We start from the raw sequence: 13559 nt of genomic DNA, 5'->3' as shown, positions 1-13559 counted from the left end.
GGTCCCCCGTCGCCCGCCCCGGGACTCTCGGCCGAACTGGCTGCCCGCGTTCCGCAGTTGCTGGCGGCCATGCGGTCCGTGGGGAGCGGGCTCGAACTGCACTCCACGCTGGAGCGGATCTGCGAGGCGGCGGCCACGCTGACGGAAGCCCGTTACGCGGGGATCGGTGTCGTCGACGAGGACGGCGACGCGCTCGCCGACTTCGTCTTCCACGGGGTCGACGCCGGGACCGCGCGACGCATCGGGCGGTTTCCCGACGGACACACGGGGCTGCTCGGCGCGCTCATCCGGGAGCCGGAGCCGGTACGGCTGGTGGATGTGAGCAAGGACCCGCGCTCCTTGGGTTTTCCCGAGCACCATCCACGGATCCGCGGCTTCCTCGGCGTTCCCGTTCGCGTCTCGGGGGAGGTCTTCGGGAACCTCTATCTCGGCGAGAAGCGCGGCGGCGACCCCTTCAACGACTACGACGTCAGCATGGTCCGGGTGCTGGCGACCGAGGCCGGTATCGCCATCGGCAACGCCAGGCTGTACGAGGCCGCCAAACAGCGCGAGCGGTGGATCGACGGGTCGGTGGCCGTCACGACCGCCCTGCTGTCCGGCGGGGACGCCGAGGACGCGCTGCAGGTCGTCGCGGAACGGGCCCGCCGACTGTCCGGTTCGGCGGCCGGGATCGTGCTGCTGCCCGCCGCCGAGGGCGGCATGGAGATCGTCGCCGTGGCCTCGGAAGAGCCGTCGGACCAGCTCGGCAGGGTCGTCCCGCCGGACAGCGCGATCGTCGCCCAACTCCTCGACGGACAGCCGGTGTTCGTGGCGGACGCGGCCACCGATCCCCGGATGATCAGCGCCCTCGCGCGCGCGTACGGGCCGATCATGGCGCTGCCCCTGCAGAGCGGAGGGCGCGTCCTGGGGGCCCTGGTCACGCCCCGTGCGCAGGGCGAGCGGCCGTTCACGGAGGCCGAGCGCACCCTGGCGATCCAGTTCGCCTCGCAGGCCGCGCTCGCGCTGATGATGGCCGAGGCCCAGCGCGACCGGGAGCGGCTCGCGGTGTACGAGGACCGCGACCGGATCGCCCGCGACCTGCACGACCTGGTCATCCAACGGCTGTTCGCCACCGGGATGATGCTGGAGAGCGCCCAGCGCGGGCCGCTCGTCCCCGAGGTGCGGCACGGTGTGGGCAACGCCGTCGACGAACTCGACGTCACCATCCAGGAGATCCGCACCGCGATCTTCGCGCTCCAGCAGGGCCCCGCCGAAGCGCCCTCAGGGCTGCGTACGCGGGTGCTGCGGGAGATCAACATGGCGGCCGTGCCGCTCGGTTTCAAGCCCGGGCACCGTTTCGTCGGCGCGGTCGACACGACGGTCGGCGACCTCACCGGCAAGAACCTCATCGCCGCCCTGCGCGAGGCACTCTCCAACGCGTTCCGGCACGCGGAGGCCGCTCGCATCGAGGTCGTCGTCGACGCCACCGCCACCCTGCCTGACGGGCGGCCCGGCGTACGGCTCACCGTCGCGGACGACGGGGTCGGCATCCCGGCCGGCGGTCGGCGCAGCGGCCTGAAGAACCTCAAGCGCCGGGCCGAATCCCTGGGCGGCGACAGCTGGTACGGGCCGGGCATCGGCGAGGACGGCGGCGGTACGACGGTGGTGTGGCAGGCACCCCCACTGAGCCCCGGCCGGGCCCCTGTTCAGAGCGGCTTCCACTGAGCCCCGGCGGGACCCTGTCCGCCGTCACTCCCACTGAGCCCTGTCAGGACCCCCGTCCGCTGTGGCTCCCGCTGAGCCGTTCGCAGCAACGCGTCCCCCATGCGTACGACTTGAACAGGGCCTTCGTCCGTCGCGCGGGTCACGATCGCTGACATGCGCTCATCTCGCCGTCATCCACTGCTCGTTCCGGTGCTGCTGTGCGCGCTCGCCGTCCTGGCGGCCCGCCCCGGCGACGGTGACTCCCAGGGCGCCGCCGGGGCCAGTGCGGAGGTGGCGCGGCTGTACCAGGACGCGGCCGTCGCGGCGCAGCGGTACGAGGCGGGGCGGCAGGAGGCCGACACGCAACGGGCCCGTGCCCAGCAGGTCGAGGGGCAACTGGACCGCGAACGGCGGGAGATCGCACGGCTGCACGAGGACCTGGGCCGGATCGCCCGTGCCCAGTACCGCAGCGGCGGCGGTATCCCCATGGCGGCCCGGATCATCCTCGCGGACAGCCCCGAGGACCTGATGCGCGATCAGCACGTCTTCTCCCAGGCGGATCTCGCCGTCGGCAACGCGATCGGCAGGAGCCACCGGGCCGAGGCGCGCCTCGCCGGTGACGAGGCGAAGGCCGCGTCGGCGTGGCGGACGCTGGAGAAGCGCAACGCCGAACTCGCCGACCTGAAGCAGGGCATCCAGCGGAAACTCGAAGAGGCGCGCGGCCAGTTGCAGGGCCAGGCGGACGCCTCGGTCGCGGCGGGCAGCTGCCGGGGCGCCGTCCGCCTCGACCAGCCGCCGACCCAGGTCACCGACCCGTGGGTCGCGCCGGTGGAGACCGTCGACCTGTCCGCGGGCTTCGGCAGCGGCGGCTCCCGCTGGGCGAACCGGCACACCGGCCAGGACTTCGCGGTGCCCATCGGCACTCCGGTCCGGGCGGCCGGGGCGGGCCGGGTGGTGCGGGTGTCCTGCGGAGGCGCCTTCGGCATCGAGATCGTCATCGAGCACCCGGGCGGCTACTACACGCAGTACGCCCACCTCGCCGCCGTCACCGTCGACCAGGGGGACCGTGTCACCACCGGCCAGTGGATCGCCCAGTCCGGCACGACCGGCAACTCCACCGGCCCACATCTGCACTTCGAGGTACGGGTCACCCCGGACATGGGATCGGCGGTCGACCCCCTGCCGTGGCTGGCACAGCGAGGAGTCCCGCTCGGCTAGGGCACTCGTCGCTCGCGTAAGGGGCGCGCTCCGGGACTACGCCCGTTACTACGGCCGCCGTCACCGCCGCTCGGCCAGCATCCGCTCGATCACGACCGCCACGCCGTCCTCGTTGTTGTCGACGGTCCGCCCGGAGGCCGCGGCGAGTACGGCGGGGTGCGCGTTGCCCATCGCGTACGACTGTCCCGCCCAGGTGAGCATCTCGACGTCGTTCGGCATGTCCCCGAAGGCGACGACCTCCTCGGGCGCGATACCGCGCTCCGCACAGCACAGGGCGAGGGTGCTGGCCTTGGAGACGCCGGGTCCGCTGATTTCCAGCAGGGCGCTGGGGCTGGAGCGGGTGACGTTCGCGCGGTCGCCGAGGGCGAGGCGGGCGACGTTCAGGAAGACGTCCGGGTCCAGCTCGGGGTGGAACGCGAGGATCTTCAGCACCGGCTCGTCGGCCCCCGGGGCGTCCGGCGCCAGGAGTTTCTCGGCGGTGGCGAGGGTGTCCGGTATCTCCAGGTGCAGCTTCGGATACGCCGGCTCCTGGTAGAAGCCGTACGTCAGCTCGATCGCGTACACCGTCCCGGGCGCCGCCTCGCGCACCAGGCGTACGGCGTCGAGGGCGTTCTCCCGGGCCAGTTCGCGGACCTTCACGAAGCGGTGGGCGCCGGGGCCGCCGTGCAGGTCGACCACGGCGGCGCCGTTGCCGCAGATCGCCAGGCCGTGGCCGTGGACGTGGTCGCTGACGACGTCCATCCAGCGGGCCGGGCGGCCGGTGACGAAGAAGACCTCGACACCCGCCTCCTCGGCTGCCGCCAGGGCCGCCACCGTGCGGGGGGACACCGACTTGTCGTCGCGCAGCAGGGTGCCGTCCAGGTCGGTGGCGATCAGCCGTGGCGGGACGGCGGCGGCCGGGGTCTCGGGCTGTCGAGTCGCTGAGGTCACCGGGCCATTCTCCCGCATATGCCCGCACGGCTGTGCGGGAGTGTGCACAGGTGAGTGGTTACCGCCCCTACCAGGGCCGTTGTACTCCACGGTGTCGGCGGGGCGGGGTGCCGGCTCAGCGGAGCTGGGCCGGGGCCTCCATGGCGATCTGCTCGAAGACCTTCTCGTCCGCGGCGAAGTCGGAGTCCGGGATGGGCCAGTGGATCACGATGTCGGTGAAGCCCAGTTCCTGGTGCCGGCCCGCGAAGTCGACGAAGGCGCCGAGGGACTCCAGTGGACGGCCGCGGTCCGGGGTGAAACCGGTGAGCAGGATCTTGTCGATCCCGGCCGCGTCCCGGCCGATCGCGGCGCAGGCGTCGGCCAGCTTGTCGACCTGCCCGCGCATGGCGTGAACCGACTGCTCAGGGGTGCCGTTCTCGAACAGCTTGGGGTCGCCGGTGGTCACCCACGCCTGCCCGTACCGGGCGGCGAGTTTCAGCCCGCGAGGACCGGTGGCGGCCACCGCGAAGGGCAGCCGGGGCCGCTGCACACAGCCAGGAATGTTCCGCGCCTCGTGCGCCGAGTAGAAGTCCCCCACGTACGACACCGAGTCCTCGGTGAGCAGCCGGTCCAGCAGCGGAACGAACTCCCCGAACCGGTCGGCACGCTCACGCGGGTTCCACGGCTCCTGCCCGAGCGCGGTGGCGTCGAAGCCGGTGCCGCCCGCACCGATGCCCAGGGTGACCCGCCCGTCGGAGACGTCGTCGAGCGAGATGAGTTCCTTGGCGAGGGTCACCGGGTGCCGGAAATTCGGCGAGGTGACGAGGGTGCCCAGACGCATCCGCTCGGTGACGGCCGCGGCGGCGGTCAGCGTCGGTACGGCACCGAACCACGGGCCGTCCCGGAAGGTGCGCCAGGACAGGTGGTCGTAGGTGAAACCGGTGTGGAAGCCGAGCTGCTCCGCGCGTTGCCAGGACTCGCGGCTCCCCTCGTTCCAGCGGCGGTACGGGAGGATCACGGTGCTCAGACGCAGGCTCATGAATCCCAGGCTATGCGGCTGTCCGTGTTTCACGTGAAACCGTCACCGTATGCGGCTGTTGAGCCACGGAGTGAGGATGATCATCGAGATCCACTCCTCGTGCGTCCGGTCACCGGGCAGCGGGACGATCAGGCGACAACTGGGCGGGAAGCTACGGGTCTTGACGTAGGCGTGGCCGTCGAAGACGGAGCGGAGGAAGGCGGGGACGTCGTCGCGCGCGACGTCGGGGCAGTCGATGCCCTCGACCGTGATCAGGGCGTCGTCCTCGGGATAGAGCCGCACGCTCACCCGCGGCAGTCCGCCGAACTCGGCGAAGGCCTCGTGCGGGAGTGAACCGTCCGGGTCGGTGGTGACGTCGAAGCCCGCGGAGGTGCGGCGGGAGGTCTGGTCGGCGCCGATGTCATGGGTGACCTCGATCTCCCGCGTGTACTCGGACGCGATGGCGCGGAGGGCGGTGACGGCGGCCTCGGTGCTGTGGAATTGGTCCATACCACTGATCATGCCGGGGGTGGCGCGGCCGAGGCCATGCCGGGGGCGGTGATCCTCGCGCGGTGCGGGGTCAGTGGGGCGCGGGGAACCGTAGATACCGCACGGGTACGGCCTCCGTGAGCCAGACCCCGTTCTCGCTGACCCGGAACACATGGCCGTCCTTGTGCATCGTGCCCGCGTCCACGGAGAGCACGACGGGCCGGCCGCGGCGGGCGCCGACACGGGTCGCGGTCTCCCGGTCGGCGGAGAGGTGGACGGCGTGGCGGTTCATGGGCCGGAGCCCTTCGGCCCGGATCGCGTCCAGGTTGCGTGCGACCGTGCCGTGGAAGAGGTACGGCGGCGGGGTGGCCGGGGGCAGTCCGAGGTCGACCTCGATGCTGTGGCCCTGGCTGGCGCGGATACGGGTGCTCTCGATCGCGAAGCGGCGCTTGTCGTTCGTGGCCACCACGTGGTCGAGTTCTTCGCGGTCGAACCGGAACCCGTGTGCGGCACAGGCGGCGATCAGCGTGTCGATCTCGACCCAGCCGGCCTCGTCGAGGGTGAGCCCGATCCGCTCGGGCTGGTGGCGCAGATGCTTGGAGAGGTACTTCGACACCTTCACGGTGCGTCTTTCATCCATCCGGTCAGCATGACGGGAGAGACGTGGATCACGCACTTTATTTTGCGGCCGATGTTTGATCCACAACCAACTGTAGTTATCCACAGGGGAATTGGCGTTTCTGTGGACAACTCCCTGTCATGTCACACCTGTTCGTCAAGATCGGCTGGGGGCCCACCCCTTGGCATGAGCGCATCCAAAGCCCTTGCCCGCAGCTCCCGTTCAGCCGCCAGCGCGATGAACTCCGCCGCCTTCGCCGGGCCAACCAACCCCTCAACAGCCCGCATTGTCGTCTCGGGCACGGCCACGGAACGTGATGAGGACACGGATTGCGGAGGTTCCGCCGTACCGAGGTGCCGACGCAGGGTCCGGTTGGCGAACAGGCGCATCGCGCGGGCGAGTTCGGCGTCCACGGTCTGCTGGGCGAGGGGCCGCAGCCGTCGTACGAGCGAGGCCGCTTCGGTCGCGTCCGCGTCGGTCGGAGGGTGCGGTCCGTCGAGGTAGCGGGCGAAGACGTGCTCGGTGGTGAACTCCAGGAAACGGGAGGCGATGTGCTCTACCTGGACCCTCAACTCCCTTAGGTGGGACGAGATCGCGGGCAGGGGAACACCCGAGGCGTACAACTCGACGGCCACAGCCAGCTCTTGGGGGCTCGGCACGAGGAAGGAGTCGGGATCTCCGGGGACCGGTTCCAGTACGCCGAGTTCGACGGCCTCGGCGACTGCGGCGTCGTCCGGGCTGCCGCCGAAGCGCTGTTCCAGCTCGGCGCGCGAGATCCGGACGGCTTCCTCGTCGGTCCACGGCCCGTCCACCTCGGCGGCCAGCCCGAGCACCCCGCCCAGCCCCCGGCCCGCGTCCCAGGCGTCCAGCAACTCCTTGATGGAGGCCAGGCCGTAGCCGCGGTCGAGCAGGTCCGCGATCTGCCGGAGCCGGGCGAGATGGACATCGGCGTACACGTTGGCCCGGCCCCGCCGCTCGGGGCGGGGGAGCAGGCCGCGGTCCTGGTAGGCGCGGATGGTGCGGACGGTGGCGCCGCTGAGGTGCGCGAGGTCCTCGATGCGGTAGGCCGCTTCGCGAGGGCCGGAGCCCGAACCCGACCCGGTGTTCACGCGGCCCCCGCCCGTGCCGCCGGTGAGCGCTTCAGGTACTCCACCGCCCGGTTCAACGACCCCTCCCGCGACGGATGGTAGGAGCGGCGCAGATAGCGGGGGACGGCCGCGCCGAGTGAGCGCCAGGTGGGCAACAGGCCTTTTCGTACGGCCCTGTTGTGTTCGGTGAGCGAGTAGCGCACGCGGCCGGCGAGTTGGGGGTCGTGGCGGATCAAGTAGGCCGTGCCCCAGGCCCACAGGGAGAGCATCACGGGTGCCGTCACCGCCATGCCGGCGACGCGGCGGGCGTAGCGGGGGAGGCCGTGGCCGCCGCAGTGCTGGAACATGTCGTAGGCCACCGCGCGGTGTTCGACCTCCTCGGCGCCGTGCCAGCGCAGCAGGTCCAGCATGATCGCGTCGGCGCCTGCCCGGTCGAGGGCCTCGGCGGCCAGGATCCAGTCACCCAGCACCGCCGTGAACTGTTCGATCGCCGCGACGACCGCCAGCCGGAAGCGCAGCCACTCCCGCTCCGGCACCGGTGCGCCGAGCGGCGGGCGTTCGCCGAGGAGCCGTTCGAAGAGGAAGTCGACGTGCCGGGTGAAGTCCGCGGTGTCGAGGCGCTGGGCCGCGAGATGGTCCAGCACGTGCGCGTGCTGGACGCTGTGGGTGGCCTCCTGGCCCATGAACCCCTTGACGTCCGCGAGGAGTTCGGGGTCCCTGACCAGTGGCAGGCCCTCCTTGAAGACCTTCACGAACCACCGCTCCCCCGCCGGCAGCAGCAGATGCAGCACGTTGATGACGTGGGTGGCGGTCGGCTCGTCCGGTATCCAGTGCAGGGGTGTGCGCGCCCAGTCGAAGGTGACCCGGCGCGGGGCGATCGTGTGCTGCTCGTTCCCGGAGGTCACAGCGGCGGCTCCAGGCGGGCCATCGCCCGCAACGCGCGCGGGGCGAACCGGGACATCAGATGGGCGCCGCGCGCCTCCGGGGTGACGGGCACGACGGCCTCGTTGCGGACGACGGCCCGCAGGATCGCGTCGGCGACCTTCTCCGGCGGGTAGTTCCGCAGCCCGTAGAGCCGTGCCGACTTCTTCTGGCGCCGTTTCTCCTCGGCGGCGTCGACCCCGGCGAAGTGCGCGGTCGAGGTGATGTTGGTGTTGACGAGGCCCGGGCATATCGCCGAGACACCGATCCCCTGGCCGGAGAGTTCCGCGCGCAGGCACTCGCTGAGCATCAGCACGGCCGCCTTGGAGGTGCTGTAGGCGGGCAGCACCTTGGAGGGCTGGAAGGCCGCCGCCGAGGCCGTGTTGACGATGTGGCCGCCCTGGCCGCGCTCGGCCATCTGTTTCCCGAAGAGGCGGCAGCCGTGGATCACGCCCCACAGGTTGACGTCGAGGACCTTCTTCCAGTCCTCCGGGGTGGTGTCGAAGAAGGAACCGGAGAGTCCGATTCCGGCGTTGTTCACCAGGACGTCCACCACGCCGTACTCGGCGGCGACCTTCGCTGCGAGCTTCTCCATGGCCTGCTCGTCGGAGACGTCGACCGTCTCCGCCCAGGCCTCGGGGGCGCCGATCAGCCGGGCCAGTTCGGCGGTGCGGGCCGCGCTCTCCGTGTCCCGGTCGACGGCCACCACGCGCGCGCCGGACTCGGCGAAGGCGAACGCCGTGGCCCGCCCGATGCCGCTGCCCGCGCCCGTGACCAGCACGAGCTGCCCGCCGAACCGCTCGACGTACTTGCCGGTCGCCGGCGTCGACCTGGGGCGCTCGCCCTCATGGGTGGTCACGAACTCCGTGATCCAGGACGCCAGTTGATCGGGGCGGGTGCGTGGGATCCAGTGCTTGGCGGGCAGCGTGTGGCGCACCACCCCCGGCGCCCACAGTTCCAGTTCGTCGTAGAGCTTCTCGGAGAGAAACGCGTCCCCCAGGGGCGTGACGAGCTGCACGGGCGCGTGCGCGTACGCGTCGGGGCGTGGCCTGCGCAGCCTCGCGCGGATGTTGTCGCGGTACAGCCAGGCGCCGTGGGCCGCGTCCGTGGGGAGCGACGACGTGGGGTAGTCGCCGCCGGGGACCTTCTCGACGCGCTCAAGGATCTTCGGCCAGCGCTTGCCCAGGGGGCCGCGCCAGGCGAGTTCGGGCAGCACGGGCGTGTGCAGCAGGTACACGTACCAGGACTTGGCGCCCTGGCCGAGGAGTTGGCCGACGCGGCGCGGGGTGGGCCGGGTCAGGCGCTTGTTGATCCAATGCCCGAAGTGGTCGAGGGACGGCCCGGACATCGACGTGAAGGAGGCGATCCGGCCCACCGTGCGCTCGACGGTGACGAACTCCCAGGACTGCACCGAGCCCCAGTCGTGCCCTACGAGGTGCACGGGCCGGTCCGGGCTGACCGCGTCCGCGACCGCCAGGAAGTCGTCCGTGAGCTTCTCCAGGGTGAACCCGCCCCGCAGCGGCTCCGGTGCCGTCGACCGGCCGTGGCCCCGGACGTCGTAGAGGACGACGTGGAAGCGGTCCGCGAGCCGGGACGCGACCTGGGACCACACCTCCTTGCTGTCGGGGTAGCCGTGCACCAGGACGACCGTGGGGCGCGAGGGGTCCCCCAGCTCGGCCACGCACAGCTCGACTCCGCCGGTCCGCACCCAGCGCTCACGCGCACCCTCAAGCGTCACTTGTCCTCCGCCCAGCGCCGCACGTGCGGCAGATCGTCGTCGAGCCAGAAGGCGCTCTGTTCGGGGTCCTTGGAATCGGTGACGACGAGGATCTCCTCGAACTTGGCGCCCGTGCCCCGGAATCCGAGATGCGGTTCGACCGCCCACAGGCCCGGGTGCGGGGGATGGTCGGAGAAGCGGTACGGCGACCAGAGCGGGGACCAGCCGTCGCGGTGGCCGTGCAGCGCGTCGCTCGCGAGGCCCTTCAGGGACTGGGTGCCGAACCCGAACAGCCTTGGGGACCAAGGGCGTTCGGCGACCCGGTCGACCTTGTGCGCGATCACGCCGAAGGGATACGCGCGGTGCCGGTTGGCGTAGCCCTGGCCGACCATGAGGCGGTCCACGTCCTCGTAGATCTCGCGCAGCGGGCGCCGCTCGCGCACCTCGCGCAGGAGCAGCGCGCGGTGCGCCTCCAGGTCGGCCATCAGCCTGTCCTGCACCGGGTTGGCGCCCAGGGAGCCCGAGTAGCCGATGTCGGCCGTGAAGCCCTTGTACACGGGGGCCATGTCCAGGATGAACGGCATCCCGGGCTCAAGCCGGCGGCCCGTGGGGAAGAACTGCAGCGGCACCAGGAAGCCCGTGAACGCCGTGCGGTCGCCGAACCAGGCGAAGGGCAGATGGAACCAGTCCCGCACACCCCGCGCGCGGAGCCACGACCGCTGCATCCGCGCCGCGTCGCGCTCGGTCACCCCGGGTTCCAACCGGTCCGCGACGGCCTCGGCGCACTCGTACGCCAGCCGCTGGACCTCCCTGAACCCCCGCAGTTCCGCGGAGAGTTCGCGTGTCACCGCCGTAGTCATGCCACCGCCCCACCTGTCCACACCGACTGCGGTACGTGCTCGCAACTTGACACTCGTGAATGTGACAGTTGTTAGAGGCTGCGTCAATAGGCGTGATCTCTACCTGTGGATAACCGCGAGGGCCGGTCGCGTAGCTCTCAGGTAGGGGCATCCCCTACGGACCCGTACGTCTGGAGTCTGACGTGAGGACAGCTCTGCGGGGTGACGACCGCAGTGGTCCGCGTCACTACCTTCGTAGACGTGACTGTGATCGCGACCGAAAGCCTGAGCAAGCGGTTCCCACGGGTGACCGCGCTTGACCGGCTCTCCGTGGACGTCGGACCCGGTGTGACAGGGCTCGTCGGTGCCAATGGAGCCGGCAAGTCCACCTTGATCAAGATCCTGCTGGGTCTGTCCCCCGCCTCCGAGGGCCGAGCCGAAGTGCTCGGCCTCGATGTCGCCACCAAGGGTGCCGACATCCGCGAGCGCGTCGGGTACATGCCGGAGCACGACTGTCTGCCGCCCGACGTCTCGGCCACCGAGTTCGTCGTCCACATGGCGCGCATGTCCGGCCTGCCGCCCACCGCGGCCCGCGAGCGCACCGCGGACACCCTGCGCCATGTCGGTCTGTACGAGGAGCGCTACCGCCCCATCGGCGGCTACTCGACGGGCATGAAGCAGCGCGTCAAGCTCGCGCAGGCCCTCGTCCACGACCCGCAGCTGGTCTTCCTGGACGAGCCGACCAACGGCCTCGACCCGGTCGGCCGCGACGAGATGCTCGGCCTCATCCGCCGCATCCACACGGACTTCGGCATCTCGGTCCTGGTGACCTCGCACCTGTTGGGCGAGCTGGAGCGCACCTGCGACCACGTGATCGTGGTCGACGGCGGCAAGCTCCTGCGCTCAAGTTCCACCACGGACTTCACCCAGACCACGACGACCCTGGCGATCGAGGTCACCGACACCGACGACCACCCGGACGGCACCCGCGCGGTGCGCGACGCGCTCCACGCGCGCGGGGTGGACACCCACGACGGCAGCGGCCTGCCGGGCGCGGGCCACGTCCTCCTCCTGACGGCCACGGGCGAGGAGACGTACGACGTGGTCCGGGACACGATCGCGGACCTCGGCCTGGGCCTTGTGCGCATGGAGCAGCGCAGGCACCACATCTCCGAGGTCTTCACCGACGCCGACACCGGCACCGACAGCGACGCAGAGCGGAAGGAGGCCGTAGGCCATGGCAATTGACCAGCCCCTGGTCCCCCAGCCGGGCGACCAGACCCGCATCCACAACATCGGCTACCGCCACTACGACGGCCCCCGCCTGGGCCGCGCCTACGCCCGCCGCTCCCTCTGCTCGCAGTCCCTGCGCGGCTCCTACGGCCTCGGCCGCTCGGTGAAGTCCAAAGTGCTGCCGATGCTGCTGTTCGTGGTCATGTGCGTGCCCGCGGCCATCATGGTGGCCGTCGCGGTCGCCACGAAGGCCAAGGACCTGCCCGTCGACTACACGCGCTACGCGATCATCATGCAGGCCGTCATCGGCCTCTACGTCGCCTCGCAGGCACCGCAGTCGGTCTCGCGCGACCTGCGCTTCAAGACCGTGCCGCTGTACTTCTCGCGGCCGATCGAGACCGCCGACTATGTGCGGGCCAAGTTCGCGGCCCTGGCCTCGGCCATGCTCGTCCTGACCGCCGCCCCGCTGATCGTGCTCTACGTGGGCGCCCTGCTCGCCAAGCTGGACTTCGCCGACCAGACCAAGGGCTTCGCCCAGGGACTCGTCTCCGTGACCCTCCTCTCGCTGCTCTTCGCCGGCATCGGCCTGGTCATCGCCGCGGTCACCCCGCGCCGCGGCTTCGGCATCGCCGCCGTCATCGCCGTACTGACCATCTCCTCCGGCGCCGTCTCCACCCTCCAGGCGATCGCCGACGCGCAGAACTCCACGAGCGCCATCCCCTGGATCGGCCTCTTCTCGCCCGTCACGCTCATCGACGGCCTTCAGTCGGCGTTCCTGGGCGCGAGTTCGGCGTTCCCCGGAGGCGTCGGCCCCAGCCACGCGGAGGGCGTTGTCTACGTCCTCGCCGTCCTGGGCCTCATCGCCGCGACCTACGGCCTCCTGATCCGCCGCTACCGGAAGGTGGGCCTGTGACCACGCTCTCCATCGACCACGTCTCCCGCTGGTTCGGCAACGTGGTCGCCGTCAACGACATCACCATGAACGTCGGCCCCGGCGTCACCGGACTCCTCGGCCCGAACGGCGCCGGAAAGTCCACCCTCATCAATATGATGGGCGGCTTCCTCGCCCCCTCCACCGGCACCGTCACCCTCGACGGCCAGCAGGTCTGGCGCAACGAGCAGATCTACAAGCACATCGGCATCGTCCCCGAGCGCGAGGCGATGTACGACTTCCTCACCGGACGCGAATTCGTCGTCGCCAACGCCGAGTTGCACGGTCTCGGCGCCAAGGCCGCCCAGAAGGCGCTGGCCACGGTCGAGATGGAGTACGCGCAGGACCGGAAGATCTCCACGTACTCCAAGGGCATGCGTCAGCGCGTGAAGATGGCCAGCGCCCTGGTGCACGAACCGTCGCTGCTCCTGCTGGACGAGCCGTTCAACGGCATGGACCCGCGCCAGCGCATGCAACTCATGGACCTGCTGCGGCGGATGGGCGACGAGGGCCGTACGGTGCTGTTCTCGTCCCACATCCTCGAAGAGGTCGAGCAACTCGCCTGGCACATCGAGGTGGTGGTGGCCGGCCGGCACGCGGCCAGCGGTGACTTCCGCAAGATCCGCCGCCTGATGACCGACCGCCCGCACCGCTACCTGGTCCGCTCCAGCGACGACCGCGCCCTCGCGGCCGCGCTGATCGCCGACCCGTCGACGTCCGGCATCGAGGTCGACCTGGCCGAGGGCGCGCTGCGCATCCAGGCCGTCGACTTCGGCCGGTTCACGGCCCTGCTGCCCCGGGTGGCCAAGGAGCACGGCATCCGGCTGCTCGCGGTCTCGCCGTCGGACGAGTCGCTCGAATCAGTCTTCTCGTATCTCGTCGCGGCGTAGGAGG

Annotated in this window: 13 protein-coding genes; 5 read left to right on the top strand and 8 right to left on the bottom strand. The window is 70.9% G+C overall.

Annotation, left to right across the window (positions count from 1 at the left end; all coding sequences use genetic code 11):
• Window positions 1–36: 36 nt before the first annotated feature.
• Both AC31A1_RS15610 and AC31A1_RS15605 read left to right on the top strand, forming a co-directional pair.
• Complete coding sequence (locus AC31A1_RS15610) at window positions 37–1704, top strand: sensor histidine kinase (protein WP_489653894.1); 1668 nt, start codon at window positions 37–39, stop codon at window positions 1702–1704.
• A gap of 153 nt (window positions 1705–1857) precedes the next feature.
• Window positions 1858–2901, top strand: a complete 1044-nt coding sequence (locus AC31A1_RS15605; RefSeq protein WP_489653892.1) for a M23 family metallopeptidase — start codon at window positions 1858–1860, stop codon at window positions 2899–2901.
• A gap of 60 nt (window positions 2902–2961) precedes the next feature.
• Here the strand turns inward: AC31A1_RS15605 and AC31A1_RS15600 are convergent, their stop codons facing one another.
• The 8 genes from AC31A1_RS15600 to AC31A1_RS15565 all read right to left on the bottom strand — a co-directional run bounded on the left by AC31A1_RS15600 (window position 2962) and on the right by AC31A1_RS15565 (window position 10522).
• A complete protein-coding gene (locus tag AC31A1_RS15600) occupies window positions 2962–3849 on the bottom strand; it encodes a Cof-type HAD-IIB family hydrolase (RefSeq protein WP_393751723.1) in 888 nt (295 codons plus the stop codon).
• A gap of 97 nt (window positions 3850–3946) precedes the next feature.
• Window positions 3947–4849, bottom strand: a complete 903-nt coding sequence (locus AC31A1_RS15595) for an LLM class flavin-dependent oxidoreductase (protein WP_489653891.1) — start codon at window positions 4847–4849, stop codon at window positions 3947–3949.
• 42 nt (window positions 4850–4891) lie between these two features.
• Entirely contained in the window at window positions 4892–5338 is a 447-nt protein-coding gene (locus AC31A1_RS15590) for a hypothetical protein (RefSeq protein ID WP_489653890.1), read from the bottom strand.
• Window positions 5339–5408: 70 nt separating this feature from the next.
• The gene (locus AC31A1_RS15585; RefSeq protein WP_489653889.1) at window positions 5409–5957 is read right to left on the bottom strand and encodes an RNA 2'-phosphotransferase; all 549 of its coding nucleotides are present in this window, start codon (window positions 5955–5957) and stop codon (window positions 5409–5411) included.
• 122 nt (window positions 5958–6079) lie between these two features.
• Window positions 6080–7045, bottom strand: coding sequence for a MerR family transcriptional regulator (locus AC31A1_RS15580; RefSeq protein WP_489653888.1), 966 nt, complete (start codon window positions 7043–7045; stop codon window positions 6080–6082).
• The gene (locus AC31A1_RS15575) at window positions 7042–7929 is read right to left on the bottom strand and encodes a metal-dependent hydrolase (RefSeq protein WP_489653887.1); all 888 of its coding nucleotides are present in this window, start codon (window positions 7927–7929) and stop codon (window positions 7042–7044) included. Before AC31A1_RS15575 ends, AC31A1_RS15580 begins: the two co-directional genes overlap by 4 nt.
• The gene (locus AC31A1_RS15570; RefSeq protein ID WP_489653886.1) at window positions 7926–9683 is read right to left on the bottom strand and encodes an SDR family oxidoreductase; all 1758 of its coding nucleotides are present in this window, start codon (window positions 9681–9683) and stop codon (window positions 7926–7928) included. The genes AC31A1_RS15575 and AC31A1_RS15570 overlap by 4 nt, the downstream gene beginning before the upstream one ends.
• Window positions 9680–10522: a M24 family metallopeptidase gene (locus AC31A1_RS15565; protein ID WP_489653885.1), complete on the bottom strand. Its 843-nt coding sequence runs from the start codon at window positions 10520–10522 to the stop codon at window positions 9680–9682. The genes AC31A1_RS15570 and AC31A1_RS15565 overlap by 4 nt, the downstream gene beginning before the upstream one ends.
• A 246-nt stretch (window positions 10523–10768) precedes the next feature.
• Here AC31A1_RS15565 and AC31A1_RS15560 point away from each other — a divergent pair, with 246 nt between their 5' ends.
• From AC31A1_RS15560 to AC31A1_RS15550, 3 genes are read left to right on the top strand one after another with little or no spacing between them, the layout of a single operon-like run.
• Complete coding sequence (locus AC31A1_RS15560) at window positions 10769–11749, top strand: ABC transporter ATP-binding protein (RefSeq protein WP_489653893.1); 981 nt, start codon at window positions 10769–10771, stop codon at window positions 11747–11749.
• Window positions 11739–12647: an ABC transporter permease subunit gene (locus tag AC31A1_RS15555; protein ID WP_489653884.1), complete on the top strand. Its 909-nt coding sequence runs from the start codon at window positions 11739–11741 to the stop codon at window positions 12645–12647. The genes AC31A1_RS15560 and AC31A1_RS15555 overlap by 11 nt, the downstream gene beginning before the upstream one ends.
• Window positions 12644–13555, top strand: a complete 912-nt coding sequence (locus AC31A1_RS15550) for an ABC transporter ATP-binding protein (protein WP_489653883.1) — start codon at window positions 12644–12646, stop codon at window positions 13553–13555. Before AC31A1_RS15555 ends, AC31A1_RS15550 begins: the two co-directional genes overlap by 4 nt.
• The last annotated feature ends 4 nt before the right edge of the window (window positions 13556–13559 follow it).

The organism is Streptomyces sp. P5F9, assembly GCF_057961495.1.
The sequence above is the reverse complement of the archived record's forward strand: the minus strand, read 5'-3'. Positions and strand labels throughout refer to the sequence as shown.